The sequence below is a fragment of the Nonomuraea diastatica genome, assembly GCF_004349015.1.
In the GTDB taxonomy this organism is placed as follows: Bacteria; Actinomycetota; Actinomycetes; order Streptosporangiales; family Streptosporangiaceae; genus Nonomuraea; species Nonomuraea diastatica.
In genome coordinates, this window is sequence record NZ_SMKP01000071.1 from 1 (window position 1) to 15389 (window position 15389).

Here is a 15389-nt window from a genome sequence, read left to right on the forward strand (position 1 = left end):
GGCGGGCACCGGCTGGTGGTCGGCCTCCGGCTCCCAGGGAACGCGGGGGTCGGCGTCGATGAGGGCGGAGGTGTTGTAGAGGGCGGCGATCTGGGCCAGCAGGGCCTCCTGGCGGCCCTGGTCCACGGCCAGCCCGGTGTGCTCGACGGCCTGGTCCATGGCCTTGTCGAGCTTGCTCAGCGCGACGCGCATCTTCCGCTCGGACGCCCCTCCCTCGCGCAGCGCCTTGGCCCGCTTGGCGGCCAGCGCGACGCGGGTCAGCCTGCGGTGGGCGTCGACCTCGCTGGCCGTACGGTCGCTGACCTCGGCCAGGCCCATCCTGACCAGCAGCCGCTCGGGCGTCAGCCGCCAGTTGATGCGGCCGGTGCCGCGGATGCGATGGCGTTCGATGGCCATGCCGCGCTCCCACAACCAGGCAGCCACCAGCGGGGCGGCCAGCCTGAACAGCGCCTCGGGCATGCTGCGCGCGTCCATGCTGGACAGGACGGCGGTCAGGCAGGTCAGCGCCCACACGGCGATGCCGTCGATCCCGGCGGAGAAGTTCTCGCGCATGTTGCGGCGGGCGCGCACGGCAGAGGTGATGATCGCGACCTCGATGAACGCGAACAGCAGCAGCCGCAGCGGCCCGTCGAGCCCCAGCACGTCGCCGGAGAAGCGCCACATGCCCTGCGCCGACACACCTGTGGCGATGGACGCGGCCACGATGGTCAGCACGTCCTCGACGGGACGCGGGGCCACGTATCGGGCGAACAACCAGGCGACCGTGCGCCAGACGACCCTGATGACCAGGAACGCCAGCGCGAGCCCGGCCAGGCTGAGCAGCGCGATGACAGCGGTGGCGAGCGGCTTCTCTGTGACGAAGGCTGTTATTTCCTCGAATGTCGGCATCAGTCACTATCCGTGGGGGCTCTGGCTCCGGCTCTATGCGACGAGATCATCGCAGAATGTCGCCATCTTGTACGCCAAACGGCATCTGCCGCCCCATTTTGCCCAGCTTTCACCCCAGTCCCGACGCTTGATCGACTCAGGAAGACCGGCCGGAGGCGGCCGGCGCCACCCCTCGGCAGGCTCTCCCTGCCATCGTCCGGACGATCCGTCCAGCCCACAATCGGGTGACCCCGCGGTTACATAAGGTGAGCGCCGGGAGCAGCGGGCCCGTCCGCGGGCGGAACCGTAGGGTGGGGACGACCTCCGCCGGGCCGAGAATAAATTCCTCCTTTCGGAGGGCAACAGCCGCCCTTCCGGATGGGACCATCTATGGAGGGGTTTATCCCGACATGGTGTGATGTATCCCAGCAGGACGGATATCGATGGCAGACAACGAGTTCCCTCTCGTCCAGTTCATGCGTGACGGGTTCGATCCCGTGGGAGAGCTCGGCCGCATCCGCGCCGAGCACCCCGTCTTCCCGATGGAGATCCCCGGCGGTCAGACCGTCTACCTGGTCACCCGCTGGGATGACGTGCGCAGCGTCCTCGGCGACCACGAACGCTTCAGCAACGACTTCGCCGGCGTGATCGGGCTCGGCTCCAACCAGGAGGACCCGGGCGGCCTGGGCTTCCGCGACCCGCCCGAGCACACCCGGCTGCGCAAGTTCCTGACCCCCGAGTTCACCGTGCGGCGGCTGCGCAGGCTGGAGCCGCGGATCGAGGCCATGGTCGAGGAGTCCCTCGACCGCATCGAGGCCAAGGGCGCCGAGAGCATGCCGGTCGACCTGGTCGAGGAGTTCGCGCTGCCGGTCCCGTCCCTCGTCGTGTGCGAGCTGCTCGGCGTCCCGTACGACGAGCGCGCCGACTTCGTGAAGCTCAGCAAGGACCGCTTCGACTTCACCGCCGGCCCCGAGGCGTCCCTGCAGGCGATCAACGACGCGATGGCGTACCTCACGGACCTCGTGGCCAGGGAGCGCCAGGACCCGGGCGAGGGGCTGCTCGGGCAGCTGCTGCGCGACCACGGCGACGAGCTCGACGACCGCACTCTCGCCAGCATGGCCGACGGCCTGCTGACCGGCGGCCACGACACCAGCACGAGCATGCTCGCGCTCGGCACCCTCTGGCTGCTGCGCAACCCCGAGCAGGCCGCCAAGGTGCGCGAGGTCGACGGCTACATCAATGACGTCGTCGAGGAGCTGCTGCGCTACATGACGGTCGTGCAGGTCGCCTTCCCGCGTTTCGCCCGCGACGACATGGAGTTGCACGGGGTGCCGATCAAGAAGGGCGAGATGGTGCTCTGCTCGCTGACCGGCGCCAACCGCGACCCCGGCCTGGGCGACGACATGGACGCCGTCCGTCCCGGCCGCGACATCGCGGGCTCGCACATGGCGTTCGGCCACGGCATCCACCGCTGCATCGGCGCGCCGCTGGCGCAGATGGAGATGCGCATCGCCTTCCCCGCGCTGCTGCGCCGCTTCCCCGGCCTGCGCGTGGCGGGCGAGGTGCCGTTCAGGGAACTCGCCATCGTCTACGGCGTGAAAGAACTACCCGTCGCCTGGTAGAGGGGTTACGTTCGCATTGTGAACGAGCGCAGCGCGAACGAGCCCGTCATCGACCTGGGCGTGATCAGCGCCGTCGTGTTCGACACCGACGGCGTGGTGACCGACACCGCCCAGGGGCACGCGGCCGCCTGGAAACACGTCTTCGACGCCTTCCTGCGCGGCCGCTCCACGCCGTTCGACATCCGCGACGACTACCTCCGCCACGTCGACGGGCGTCCGCGGCTCGACGGCATCCGCACCTTCCTGGCCGCGCGCGGCATCACGGTGCCCGAGGGCGCGCCCGACGACGAGCCCGGCGCGCCGACCGTACACGGGCTCGGCCTGGCCAAGGACCAGGTCTTCATGGCGCAGGTGGACAAATACGGCGTGGCCGCCTTCCCGTCCACGGTCGCGCTGCTGCACGAGCTGCGGCAGCGGGGAGCGCGTACGGCGGCCGTGTCGGCCAGCCTGCACGGCCGCAGGCTGGTGACCGCGGCGGGCGTCACGCACCTGTTCGACCTGCTGGTCGACGGCAACGACGCGGCCCTGATGAACCTGCCGGGCAAGCCCGACCCCGCCCTGTCCCTTGAGGCCGTGCGCCGCCTCGACCTGCCAGCCGCCAAGGCCGCGGTGGTCGAGTCCGCGCTGCCCGGCATCGAGGCGGGCAGGAAGGGCGGATTCGGGCTGGTGATCGCGGTCGCCAGGGACGGCGGCGGCGCGGCCGCGCTGCACGTGCACGGCGCCGAGATCGTGCTGCCCGACCTGGGCGAGCTGGCCGTGCGCGGCAGAGTCCTGCCCATCAGGCGCTGACCCGCCAGACCTGACCTGGCCGGCCCGCAGTGGCCCACTGCGGGGCACTGCGGCCCACTGCGGCGCACTGCGGGGCACTGCGGGGCATGCGGCGCGGGCCTCGCCGTCCTCGGCGGCGCCGGCCCGGCCGGAGGACTGGCCGCGGCGTCCTTCTATTCTTGAGGGTCGTGACCGTCCTCATCGACCCTCCCAACTGGCCGGGACCGCGCGGCCTCATGTGGTCGCACCTGGTCAGCGACAGCTCGCCGCGGGAGCTGCACGACTTCGCGCTGCGGCTCGGGGTGCCGGAGCGGGCGTTCGACCGTGATCACTACGACGTGCCGGAGACCGTGCACGCCCGCGCGGTGTCGCTGGGCGCCCAGGCGGTCAGCTCCCGCGAGCTGTTACAGCGGCTCGTCGCCGCCGGCCTGCGCCGCCGCGAGCGCCGATAGCTCGGCGGCCAGGTTGGCGCGGGCGGCCTCCTCCCACCACCCGCGCGCCCGTGCCGTGCGGTAGAGGGACGGCCCGGCCAGCAGTCGGCGCAGCACCTCGGAGCGCCCCTTGGCGTACAGGTCATCGGGCACATGGGCGTACTCCTCGCGGACGGCCGCGGCGTAGCCGGCGTAATCCGGGCCGCCGAGGACGGCGAGGTCGGCGTCGCACAGGACGGCGCCGTCGCGGTCGCCGTCGGCCAGCGTGTCGTGGGCGGCCGTCAGGCGCACCAGCCTGGCCACCTCGGCGACGCGGCCGGCGGGCGCGCCGCACCTGGGCAGCCTCGACTGCGCGAGCTGGGCGCTGCGCTCCTCGTCCCAGCCCGGCCTGCCGTCGTAGACGGCGTCGTGGAACCATGCGGCCAGCAGCACCGCCGCGGGATCGTCCGCGCCGCCGGCCAGCCGGCCGGCGGCCGCGAGCACGGCCGCCAGGTGGCCGAGGGTGTGGTAGCGGCGGTGCGGCTCCGACCAGCGGGCGACCAGCTCCGCCCCGGTGGCGAGGCTCGCGGGCGAGCCGCCCGCGAGCGCGGTCCAGTGGTCGATCACCATCCCACCGTACGCGGTTCGTCCTGGATAGTTTGGTAACGTCCTGCTCATCGACACCACACCGAAGCAGCCGCGGCGCCTGCCCCGCTGGCGGGAGCTGCGCGCCGTCATGCCCGGGCGGCCCCGCTGGTCCGCGGCCCAGCGCATCGCGGGCGCCGCCGACGTGGCCGACCTGCGGCTGCTGGCCAGGCGGCGGGCTCCGCGGATGGTGTTCGACTACGTCGACGGCGCGGCCGAGGGCGAGCGGTCCATGGCCAGGGCGGTGGAGGCATTCGAGCGGGTGGAGTTCAGCCCTCGCGTGCTGCGCGACGTCGCCGAGGCCCCGACCGCGGTCGAGATCCTGGGGCGGCGGATCGCGATGCCGGTCGTGCTCGGCCCCACCGGTTTCACCCGCATGATGCACCGCGAGGGCGAGCCGGCGGTGGCGCGGGCCGCCGAACGCGCAGGCGTCCCGTACACGCTGTCCACGATGGGCACCACCGCCGCCGGCGACGTGGCCGCCGCGGCTCCCGGCGGGTGGAACTGGTTCCAGCTGTACGTCGTCCGCGACCGCGCCCGCAACCTGGACGTCCTGTCCCTGGCGCGCGAAGCAGGCATGGACGTGCTGGTGGTGACCGTGGACGTGCCCGTGGCGGGGGCCCGGCTGCGCGACGTGCGGCATGGCCTGACCGTCCCGCCGTCCCTGCGCTGGCGGAGCGTGCTCCAGGCGGTGCGGCACCCGGCGTGGTGGTTCGACTTCCTGACCAGCGAGCCGCTCAGGTTCGCCACCGTGGACGGCGCGCCCGACGACCTGGCGGGGATCACGAACATGATGTTCGACCCCTCGGTGACGATCAGGGACCTCGGCTGGATCCGGTCGGCGTGGCGGGGCAAGCTGCTGGTCAAGGGTGTGCAGCGGGTCGATGACGCCAAGGAGCTGGCCGCGGTGGGGGTGGACGGCCTCGTCGTGTCCAACCACGGCGGGCGGCAGCTCGACCGCGCCCCCACGCCGCTGGAACTGCTGCCCGAGGTGGTGGCCGCCGTCGGCGACCGCACCGAGGTCTTCCTCGACGGAGGTGTGCGCACGGGCGCCGACGTGGCCGCCGCGGTCGGGCTGGGCGCGAAGGCCTGCTTCATCGGCCGCGCCTACCTCTACGGGCTGATGGCGGGCGGCGAACCGGGCGTGCGCCGGGTGCTCGACCTGCTGCACGCCGAGCTCGTACGCACCCTGCAACTGCTGGGCGTCGGCGACGTCACCGAGCTGGGCCCCGACGCGATCCGGCTGCGCTAGGCGCACGGCCAGAAGTCCGTCATTCGTCACCAGAAGGGTGCGTATTTCCCCGCCACCGCCATCGCTCTGCACCTTCGCACGGGGCACCGCCCCGCGGAGAGGAGAACGACATGGCGAGCGGGGAATTCCACGTGATGAAGGTGCCGGCCGAGCAGCTGACCGGGACTCTGCACGGTCAGGTGGTCGATCCGGGTGCTCAACCCACGAAGGTCGTGCGGCGGGGTGAGGGCTGGACCGTGGACGTGAGCTGGGAGGTCACCGGTGAGCTCGTCGACTGGCTGACGGGGTGCTGGAAGTTGGAGATCATCACCGACCGCCCGGGAGGTGTCGAGTCACGGCATCCCTCTCCTCCCATGGAGTTGACCTTCACCCCTGGCTCGGGCCGGTACACCGCTTCCGTCCCGATGCGCGGCCGGCTCAGCCCTGGAACCTATGACCTCGTGGTCAACCTCACCACGGCGACCGCCGCCGGCACCGCGGGGGCGCTCGGCGGGTACGTGGTGCTCAGCAAGATCGTGGTGCTGGACTGAGGGCGCCGCTCCGGGAGTGCCGCCCGGGGCGGCGGATCGACGATTCGTCTGCAAGCCCGTCGCAAGCGGGGGCTCCTACGCTCCTGGCTGGCGGCCACGGGGCAGAGCCGGCCGCCGACCGTATCTGACGCCGCTGGAGCCGCTCTCCTCACGAGGCACTCCTCGAGGCGACGGGACCAGCAACACGGGAGACCCCATGTCCGACACTCCGATGACCGCGGACGACGTGCTGCGCATCGCGGCCTACAAGGACCGGAGCCCGGCGCTCGAAGCGATGGTCATCGCCTACAGCTACCACCGCGTCGCCGGTGACCTGGCCGCGCACCTCGGCAAGGACGCCACCAACTGGTACTGCTACGCCACCTGGACGTCCAAGGCGGTCGGGGAGAGCCTCGACCTCAGCCCTGACTCGCCGTTCATCGAGGACGTCGGCCGCCGGCTCGGAGTGCCGCAGCGGTTCATGCGGGTGTTCAGGGCCGCGCTGCTCACCCTGCTCGGCCCCAGCTACCAGCTCGGGCTGGCGCTGGCCAACCGGGCCATCTTCCTGGAGACGGCCAGCCTCGCGGTCAACCTGTGGAACGAGACGCCCGACCGCTACCTCAAGGTGAGCCCCGGGTCCGGCCTGACGCCGACGCCGCCGCGGTTCCTGACCGACCTGCTGGCCGACGCCGACGAGCGTTACCTGAAGGACGCCGCGCAGTTGCTGGCCGAGGCCCGGGAGGCCACCGACCCGGCGGCCCGAGCGGAGCTGATGCTGGGCGCCAACATCGCGCTGTCCGCCTACGAGCAGGCACGCGCGCAGAAGGCCCTGGAGCTCGTGCTCTACCGGCCCGTCAGGTGGCTGACCCGGGTGTCGTGGCGGTCGTTGCGCTCGCTGGTGACCCGGCGACCCTTCCCCAGGTTCCGGCTCTACAGCGCGCGGCACGAGGACCAGCCGTGGCTGACGCGCCTGCTGGAGTCGGCGTGGTCCTCCCTCTACACGCGCCACATGTTCGCGGTGCGCACGCCGCTCAGCGACGTCAGGGTCGGCAGGCCGCTCACCGCGCCCGCCGGCGTCGACCTGGCCGAGGTGTGGGCGCCGATCCAGAACGAGAAGGTGCGCAAGCTGGCCGAGGAGTTCATCACCGAGGACCAGGAGGCGTCCATGGCGGGCGTCACCGACTGGGTGTCCTACCCCGACCGCATGCGCTTCATCGTCAGCTATTTCCGCGTCTACCAGAACGTCTCCGCACTCTACGACGCCCCGTTCGCCAAGGAGGTCGCCAAGGGCCTGGCGGAGGAGATGAAGCGCGGCCTGCTCCCCCAGGCGATCAGCGACATGTTCGCCGGCAACCCGGGGCTCGGCCGTCCGCACAAGGTCTACCGCTATCCGTCGGAGACCGATCCCGACGCGTACGAGATGGAGCACTTCGACTTCGAGCCGTTCCTGGAGGCGATCCCGCTCGGCCCGGAAGAGAAGTGAGTCAGTCAAGGAAGTCGCGAGTGATCTCCCGGGCCTGGAGAAGCCCGCGCAGCTTCGCGAAACAGCGGGCTCGGGTGGGCCCGATGCTCCCGACCGGCCTGCCCAGCCTGCGCGCCACGTCCACGTAGTGGGGCTCGGAGGTTTCCGTGAGCGCTCTGAACAGGACCCGCTGCGCCGCCGGCAGCTCCTCGACCAGCTCGGCCAGCGTGCCCGCCAGCCAGATCCTGGCCAGTTCCCTGTCGACGTCGTCCGTGCTGCCCAGCGAATCGAGGTCGGGCGTGCAGATCTCCTTCGTCCGCCTGGTGAGCTTGAGGCACTCGCGGAAGGCGATGGTGGCCAGCCAGCCCGCCATCCGCTGGCCGTCGGTCACGCTCTTCAAATTCTGCCAGGCCAGCAGCCAGGTGGTCTGGAGCACGTCCTGGGCGTCCTCGTGGCTGAGCCTGAACCTGCGGATGCGCGCCCTCAGCATGGGGCTGAACTCCTCGATCAGCCGCTCCCACGCCGCCGCGTCGCCGTCCTGCGCGGCCGACACCAGCGCGGCCGTGGCCGTGCCGGGACGCTCGATGGTCTCCACCTGCATGTCTCTCTTCTCCCTGCCGGTCCGGGTACTCGGGGGGCCACTCCCGTCCGGCAGGTCCACCGTGCGTCGAGCGATCTGTCCGGTCTGTTCCGGACGGCACACTACGGCTGTGTTCCTCGTCACATTCCAGGGAACGGCGGCGGCTCCCTGTCCACGCGCGGAATGCGGCCTAAAGTTCTTGCATGAACGGGCATCTCCCTCACGACGTCGGGGCGATCGCCGCCGTGTTGTCGGGGATCCCCTTGTTCCGCGTGCTCGGGGAGAGCGGCATCCGGAGCACGGCCCAGGCCGGGCTGGCGCGGAGATACCGCTCGGGGCAGATCATCTTCCACCAGGGAGACCCGGGAGAGTCCCTCTACGTCCTGCTGGACGGCCTGGTGAAGGTGGTGTTCACCACCGAGCACGGCGACGAGATCGTGCTCAACATGCTGGGCAGGGGCGACACCTTCGGCGAGATGGCGCTGCTGGACGGGTCGCCGCGCTCGGCGTCGATCGTGACGGCGCGGGCGGCGTGGGTGTTCGCGCTGCCCAGGGCGCGGCTGCTGGAGCTCATGCGGGAGCACCCGGGGCTGGCCGACGAGTTCCTGCGCATGCTCGGCCACATGGTGCGCAGGCTCACCGACCAGGCGGCCGACCTGGCCTTCCTCGATCTCGGCGGGCGGCTGGCGAAGCTGCTGCTGCAACTGGCCGACAAGCACGGCCACGCCGACGGCGTGGTGGAGATGCCGGGGCTGACCCAGTCCGACCTGGCAGCGCTGATCGGCGCGTCGCGGCCGGCGGTCAACCGGGCGCTGCAGTCGCTCGTGTCGCGGAATCTCATCGCCGTCAAAGGCCGGACCATCACGCTGCTGGATGTCGCCGCCCTGCGCAAACGGGGCGGCCTCTGACCGAATCTGGAGTACGGGGCATATGACGGAGCACGACGAGCGCTGGCCGGAGGAACGGTTCCGGCAGCTGAGGCAGCAGGCGGATCCCGACATCGACAAGGTGGTCGCCGACTATCTCGAGGCCCAGCCCGAGGGGAGCGGCCCGCTGGAGCTGCTCAAGGCCGTGGTCGCCGAGCTGGGACAGGCCAAGCGGGAGGCGAGAGCGCCCTCGGGCGAGCCGCCCGCCTCCGAGATCTTCGACGCCATCGACTTCGCCAAGGACCTGCCCGGCTGGGGTGACGACGCCGAACTGCTGGCCAGGGGGCAGGCCGTGTTCGCCGACTACGGGCTCTACCAGTCGGCCGCGCTCTTCTGCAAGTGCCTGCCGATGGCGTACGTGGAGGTGTCCAGCGCCAAGGTGCTGGCCGGCGTCTCCAACCTGGCCACGCACAGCCTCACCCGGCGGGTGGCGGAGACGGGGCAGATGCTGATCGACGTCATGGGGCTGAGAGCCACCGGCAGCCTGCGTCCTGGCGGTCCCGGGCACACCACGGCGATCGGGCTGCGCATCCTGCACTCGTTCGTGCGCGCCGTGGTCAACGAGCGCTACGCCGATCGCTGGGACACCGCGAACTACGGGCCCCCGGTCAACCAGGAACTGCTGCTGGCCACCATCTTCGACTTCTCCGTGGTGACGTGGGAGGCTCTGGAGCGCATGGGCGTCGTGCTGACCGAGGAGGAGCGCGCCGCCCACCTCTACACGTGGAGCGTCTTCGGCCATCTCATGGGCGTCGACGCCTGCCGTGAAAGGCCTCTCACGCTCGCCGACGTCGAGCCGGTCAGCGAGCGTCTCGGCCGCCTCTACGCATCCAGCGAGGAGGGCCGCCGGCTGATGGCCACGCTGCTGGCGGAGATGGAGGAGTTCATGCCCCTGGGGTGGCGCAAGCTGCCGCGCAGCCTGGTGCACTGGGTCTTCCGCGACGCCGCCCACCGCGCCGACCAGGTGCCCGAGCTGCTGCAGGTGCCGAAGCCCGCATGGTGGTTCACCGCCCTGTTCGCGGCCGCGCGATCGGCGCACCGGCACTCCTGGCTGGCCGGGCCCGTCGACGGTGTGGCGCGCCGCCTGACGCGCAAGGCCGGGCGGCACATCGTGATCGCCCTGATCGACCGCCACTCCGCCGGGCCGGCGGCGTTCCGGATCCCCGAAGAGCTGGCCCGCGCCTGGCGGATCGGGCAGTCACGCCCCGCGGTGGCGACCCGCGCGGTCCGCCGTGACATCCGCGGCAGGCTACGCGCGCCCGTGCGGGCCCTGAACGAGCGGGCCCAGGAAAAGCGGGCCCAGGAAAAGCGGGCGCTGAAAGAGGAGACCCTGAAAGAGGGAACGCTGCAAAGGCCGCGCACGTGACTCCCCCGCACGAGCCGGGCGCGCTCACCACCGCGACCATCCTGTTCACCGACGTGGTGAGCTCCACCGCCCTGCGTGTCAGGCTGGGCGAGGAGCGGGCCAACGTCGTCTTCCGCCGGCTCTACCAGTTGCTGCAGTCCGTCGTGACCGCGAACGGCTCGACGTTCACCAAGAGCCTGGGCGACGGGCTGATGGCGGTGTTCGACTCGGCCACGGCCGGGCTCGACGCGATCATCGCGGTCGAGCAGGCGGTCGCCGACGAGAACGAGCGCGCCCCGGAGAAGATCTCCATCCGGGCCGCGCTCGCCGCCGGCGACGTGTGCTGGGGGCGCGACGACGTCAGCGGGCTGCCCACGGTGGAGGCGGCACGCCTGGTCGCGGTGGCCGAGGGCGGCCAGGTGCTCTGCACCGACCTGGTGCGCAGGCTGGCGCAGGGGCGGGGCAGGCACGAGTTCAAGGACCTGGGCCGGCTGCCCGGCAAGGGGCTGCGGGAGCCGCTGCACACGTACGAGCTGCACTGGCAGAGCGCCGAGCACCACCAGGGCGGCGGGCTGGCTCCGTGGCTGGACGAGAGCCACGTGCTGCCCTTCGTCGGCAGGGGCGCGGAGCTGCGGGCGCTGGACGGCGAACTGGCGGCGGCCGAGTTCGGCAGCGGGCTGGTGATTCTGCAGGGCGAGCCGGGGGTGGGCAAGACCCGGCTGGCGTCCGAGGTCGCCAGGCGGGCGCTCAAACGGCAGTTCACGGTGCTCGCGGGGCGGTGCACGGATCCGGCGCGGCAGGCGTACGAACCGATCGCGGGCGCGGTCGAACGGCTGGCCCGCACCTCACCCGCGCTGCTGCTGCGGGCCGGGATCGACCAGCAGTGCGGTCAGCTCGTCCGGCTCGCGCCCTCGCTGGCCGCGCCGCCGCTGTCGCTGGAGGTGCCGCCCGCCACCGAGCCCGTGTCGGAGCGCTATCACCTGATGGCCGCGGCCCGCACGCTGATCGAACGCCTGGCCACCGTACGGCCGGTGCTGCTGGTGATCGACGATCTGCAGTGGGCGACGCTGGAGTCGCTGCAGATGCTCAACGCCCTCATGTGGGACGCCGACGCCCCGCCCATGCTCATCCTCGCCATGTCGCGGCCGTTGCCGGTCGAGTCGGCCATGCCGGAGCTGCACAAGCTGACCGCGCAAAGCCGCGTCATCCCGGTGCCCGCCTTCGGTCTCGACGAGGTCGGCCACGCGCTGGCGCAGCTGCGCACCCGCGGCGACGCCGAGCGGCTGCACCGGATCACGGGCGGCAACGCGTTCCTGGTCAGCGAGGTGGTGAGAGAGCTGGCCACGGGCAAGGACCTCGACGCGCTGGCCGTGCCCGACTCGGTGTCCAGGATGGTCGTGGCGCGCATGGCGCAGCTCCCTCCCGACGCGCGTGACCTGGTCAACCTGCTGGCCGTCGGCGAGCGTATGGAGCCGGCCGAGCTGCGGGCCGGGCTAGACCTCGACGAGGCGCGGTTCGTGGCCGCCGTCGAGGAGGCGATGGGCGCGGGCCTGGTGAGCATGTCCGAGGGCGGCTCCTGCCACTTCTCGCACGAGCTGACCAGGAACGCCCTCTACGGCAACCTGTCCGCGCCGCGCGCCGGGCTGCTGCACGGCCGGGTGGCCGACGCGCTGTCGCGAACCGACCCGAACGCCATGGAGTCCCGGCCGTACGTCGTGGCCGCCCATCTGCTGGCCGCCGCCGAGCACGGCCGCGATCCCGCCCGGATGCGCGCGGCGGCGGAGGCGGCGGTGCGCGCGGCGCAGCACGCGCTGGCCGGGCTGGCCCACCGCGAGGCCGTCACCTGGTACCAGCGGGTGCTCGACCTGCTCGGCGACTTCCCCGGCACCACGCAAGAGCGGCGCGCTGAGCTGCTCATGGAATGTGGCAGGGCGATGTGGCTGGCGGGCCATCCGGAGGCCAGGCAGACCCTGGTGCGGGCGGCCGACCTGGCCAGGGAGTGCGAGCGCCACGACCTGATCGTCATGGCCGCGCTCGGCGGCGACCGCGGCTTCTCCACCATCTCGGCGGCGCCCGACACGCAGCGCATCGCCCTGCTGACCGAGGCGCGGCGGCTGGTCGACTCCACCGACATCAGCACCAGGGCGCTCCTGGCCGCCCAGCTCGCCTCGGAGCTGATCTGGGCGCCCGACGGGGAGCGGCGCTTCGCGCTGAGCGACGAGGCGGTGGCGCTGGCCCGCAAGTCCGGTGACCCGCGCACGCTGGCCGGCGTGCTGGGGCTGCGCAGCCTGACGATCATCCCCGCCGACCCGCTGCACCAGCGGCACCGTGACGGCGACGAGATGCTGGAGGCCGCCCGCAGGACGGGCGACGACCTCGCGCTGTTCCACGCGTACGTGCAGCGCACGCCCCCGGTGCTCGACAGCGGCGACGCGGCCAGGGCGGCGACGCTGCTCGACCAGGCCGACGAGCTGGCGCGCCGGCTGGCGCAACCCCAGCTCAACTGGATCATCGGCTACTCCAGGGCCGGGCTGACCCTCATGCAGGGCGACCTGGCGCAGGCCGAGGCCGAGGCGGAGTCCGCCATGCGGCTCGGCTCGGAGATCGGCCGCCGCCTGGAGGCCGTGGCCATCTACGCCGAGCAGATCGGCGAGATCCGGCGGCTGCAGGGGCGGCTGTGGGAGCTGGGCGACCGGCTGCGGCGAGCCGCCCAGGCGCCGCGCGTCGACCCGGTGCACGCGGTGCTGCGCTTCCTGTGCGAGCTGGGCGACGAGGAGGCCGCTCCCCTGCTCGACCGCATCCTGGCCGGCCTGGGGCCCGAGCCGCCACGGAACATGGCCTACCGGCCCGCTCTCGACAACCTGGCGGTGGCCGCGTCCCGGCTGGAGCGGGCCGAGCTGGCCGGGCGGCTGTACGACGCGCTGGCGGCCGACGGCGAGACGTTCGGGCACGGTACGGTGGCGCACCACTGCGGGCACCACTACCTGGCGCACCTGCGCGTCACCATGGGGGATCCGCGGCGGGCCTCCGAGCATTTCGAGGCGGCGGCCGAGGTGCACGAGCGGCGTGGGGTGCCGCTCATGCTGGCCGAGTCCCTGCTCGACTGGGCCGACCTGCTGGGCGAGGGCGAGGTGCGCGGGCCCAACCCGGCGGATCTGCGCGAGTGGTGCGGCTCGCTGCTGGCGGACCGGGGAGCGCTCCTGCTGGAACGCCGGCTCACGTGACCGTGGTCGCCGGCTCAGGCGGGCGGGCCTGGTTCGAGGGTCTGGCCCGCTTCGATGGCGTCACGGACGCTCCTGGTCAGGGTCTCCTGCACTGTGTCCCCCTGGGCTTCGAGCTCGCGCAGCCCGTCGGTGTCATCGGTGTGGGCCAGCAGCGCCCGGTACTTGTGGTTGTTGCCCAGGGCGTCTATGGCCCGCAGGGCGGCGTCGGCCTCCTGGACCCGCCCGGCGTAGCGCTCCAGGCTCTCCACCCTGGCCGTCACCGACGCGACGGAGCGGCGCAGTGCCTCCTGCTGGGGTTCGAGCACGGCCAGCAGTTCGGGGGTGACGCGTCCCTGGCGGGCCTGGTCCTGCTCCTCCTGCAGGTGCGTCTGCACCCGCAGGAGCATGGCGATCTCCCAGAGCTGCCTCGGTAACAGCGTCTCGTTGGCCAGATCGTCCAGCAGCCGCCGCTGCATGACCTGGGAGGTGTAGACGGACATGACGGCTGCTCTGGCGCGTTCCAGGAGGGCGCGTGACGGCGGGGACAGGTCGTCCACCGCCACGAACCTGTCACGGTACGGCGACCGCGCCGGGTTCCGTCCCAGCCTGGGGATGAAGCAGTCGATCACGGCCAGGCGCTCGACCTCGGTGAGGGAGGGGTCGGTGACGAGGTCGACGGTACGCCGGACCCGGTCACGCTCACGGGCGAGCCGCAGCCGCTCGTTGGCGTTGACGGCCCGGTGGTTCATGACGTCGTGCGCGACGACCAGTCCGCACAGGCCGATGGGTGCCATCAGCAGGGCGAGGAGCAGGACGCCTGATCCGAGGTTGACGTAGAGAACGAAGCCGAGCACGAAAAGCGTCGCGCATCCCGCGACGGATGTCAGCGCGTACAAGCACCCCTTGGCCACACCGTCCCCTTCGAAGCGAGTTTCCGAAGTGTCCCGAGAAATTCACAATAACCGCCTGATTCACGGAGATCATGAAATTTGGGGTGGCTTGTCAGCGAAGGTATGAGGCGCCGTTCACATCGAGCACCGTGCCACTGGCCCACTCGGCCGACGGCGACGCCAGGTACAACACGGCCCCCGCGATCTCCTCCGGCCGCGCCACCCGTCCGAACGGGCTCTGCGACCTGATCGCGTCGCCGCGCGGCGCCTTGAGGTGCTCGTTCGTCATGTCCGTCTCGACGAACCCGGGCGCCACCGAGGCCACCGCGATGCCCCGCGGGGCGAGCGCGATGGCCAGTGACTGGCCGAAGGCGTTCAGCCCCGCCTTGCTCGCGCCGTAGGCGGGGCTGTCGGGCTCGCCGCGGAAGGCGCCGCGCGAGGAGACGTTGACGATCCGGCCTCCGGCGGGCATGTGCTGGATCGCGCACCAGGTGGCGTTGGCCGCGCCCGTCAGGTTGACGTCGAGCGTCCGCCGCCAGGCGTCCTGCCACTGCTCGTAGGTCATCTCGGCGATGGGGTGGTGGAGGAAGAGCCCGGCGTTGTTGACCAGGACGTCGATGCCGCCCAGAGCCCGCGCCGCCTCGTCGACCATGCGCCGCACGCCGTCGGGGTCGGCCAGGTCGGCCTGGACGACCACATGATCCTGGCCCGGCAGCTCGCCGAGCAGGCTCTGGGCCTCCTTCGCGGAGTCGCGGTGGTGAATCGCGACCCGATCTCCCTGGGCGGCGAAGGCCGCCGCGATCGCGCGTCCGATGCCTCGCGACGCGCCGGTGACAAGAACTCCACGTCCGCTCATCCGCCGCACCCTACACCGGGTCCGACCGGCTGCGGCCGTGGGGGTTCTCCCCCG

14 protein-coding genes are annotated in these 15389 nt (G+C 72.0%); 9 read left to right on the forward strand and 5 right to left on the reverse strand.

Translation table 11 applies throughout. The features are described from left to right. On the reverse strand, positions 1-888 hold an 888-nt coding region (locus E1294_RS24260), incomplete at its 3' end, for a hypothetical protein (protein ID WP_132511814.1). A 422-nt stretch (positions 889-1310) separates the two neighbouring features. Between E1294_RS24260 and E1294_RS24265 the strand changes: the two genes are divergently transcribed. The 3 genes from E1294_RS24265 to E1294_RS24275 all read left to right on the forward strand — a co-directional run bounded on the left by E1294_RS24265 (position 1311) and on the right by E1294_RS24275 (position 3709). After that, positions 1311-2489: a cytochrome P450 gene (locus E1294_RS24265; RefSeq protein ID WP_132511816.1), complete on the forward strand. Its 1179-nt coding sequence runs from the start codon at positions 1311-1313 to the stop codon at positions 2487-2489. A gap of 15 nt (positions 2490-2504) precedes the next feature. Continuing rightward, complete coding sequence (locus E1294_RS24270) at positions 2505-3278, forward strand: HAD family hydrolase (protein WP_425465221.1); 774 nt, start codon at positions 2505-2507, stop codon at positions 3276-3278. A gap of 167 nt (positions 3279-3445) precedes the next feature. Further along, entirely contained in the window at positions 3446-3709 is a 264-nt protein-coding gene (locus E1294_RS24275; RefSeq protein ID WP_132511820.1) for a DUF4031 domain-containing protein, read from the forward strand. On the opposite strand, the gene E1294_RS24280 is transcribed toward E1294_RS24275, so the two are convergent. Beyond that, entirely contained in the window at positions 3662-4294 is a 633-nt protein-coding gene (locus tag E1294_RS24280) for an HD domain-containing protein (RefSeq protein WP_246083235.1), read from the reverse strand. The two genes, E1294_RS24275 and E1294_RS24280, sit on opposite strands and share 48 nt — an antisense overlap. 109 nt (positions 4295-4403) lie before the next feature. Between E1294_RS24280 and E1294_RS24285 the strand changes: the two genes are divergently transcribed. The 3 genes from E1294_RS24285 (at position 4404) to E1294_RS24295 (ending at position 7556) form a co-directional block, all read left to right on the forward strand. Further along, on the forward strand, positions 4404-5564 hold the full coding sequence (locus E1294_RS24285; protein WP_132511824.1) for an alpha-hydroxy acid oxidase: 1161 nt from the start codon (positions 4404-4406) through the stop codon (positions 5562-5564). Between the two features lie 110 nt (positions 5565-5674). After that, a complete protein-coding gene (locus E1294_RS24290; protein WP_132511826.1) occupies positions 5675-6094 on the forward strand; it encodes a hypothetical protein in 420 nt (139 codons plus the stop codon). Between the two features lie 196 nt (positions 6095-6290). Next, positions 6291-7556 carry a hypothetical protein gene (locus E1294_RS24295; protein WP_132511828.1) on the forward strand — a complete coding sequence of 422 codons (1266 nt, stop codon included), beginning with the start codon at positions 6291-6293 and terminating at the stop codon, positions 7554-7556. A gap of 1 nt (position 7557) precedes the next feature. On the opposite strand, the gene E1294_RS24300 is transcribed toward E1294_RS24295, so the two are convergent. Beyond that, positions 7558-8136, reverse strand: coding sequence for an RNA polymerase sigma factor (locus E1294_RS24300; RefSeq protein WP_132511830.1), 579 nt, complete (start codon positions 8134-8136; stop codon positions 7558-7560). A gap of 182 nt (positions 8137-8318) precedes the next feature. Between E1294_RS24300 and E1294_RS24305 the strand changes: the two genes are divergently transcribed. From E1294_RS24305 to E1294_RS24315, 3 genes are read left to right on the forward strand one after another with little or no spacing between them, the layout of a single operon-like run. After that, positions 8319-9023 carry a Crp/Fnr family transcriptional regulator gene (locus E1294_RS24305; protein ID WP_132511832.1) on the forward strand — a complete coding sequence of 235 codons (705 nt, stop codon included), beginning with the start codon at positions 8319-8321 and terminating at the stop codon, positions 9021-9023. A 22-nt stretch (positions 9024-9045) separates the two neighbouring features. Beyond that, positions 9046-10407: an oxygenase MpaB family protein gene (locus E1294_RS24310; protein WP_165977451.1), complete on the forward strand. Its 1362-nt coding sequence runs from the start codon at positions 9046-9048 to the stop codon at positions 10405-10407. Then, positions 10404-13610 (forward strand): ATP-binding protein, encoded by a 3207-nt coding sequence (locus tag E1294_RS24315; protein ID WP_132511836.1) that lies wholly within the window; start codon positions 10404-10406, stop codon positions 13608-13610. Before E1294_RS24310 ends, E1294_RS24315 begins: the two co-directional genes overlap by 4 nt. A 14-nt stretch (positions 13611-13624) precedes the next feature. Here the strand turns inward: E1294_RS24315 and E1294_RS24320 are convergent, their stop codons facing one another. Together E1294_RS24320 and E1294_RS24325 are read right to left on the reverse strand one after the other, a co-directional pair. Further along, positions 13625-14500 (reverse strand): hypothetical protein, encoded by an 876-nt coding sequence (locus E1294_RS24320; RefSeq protein WP_132511838.1) that lies wholly within the window; start codon positions 14498-14500, stop codon positions 13625-13627. A gap of 91 nt (positions 14501-14591) precedes the next feature. Beyond that, entirely contained in the window at positions 14592-15335 is a 744-nt protein-coding gene (locus E1294_RS24325; protein ID WP_132511840.1) for an SDR family NAD(P)-dependent oxidoreductase, read from the reverse strand. Positions 15336-15389 lie beyond the last annotated feature (54 nt).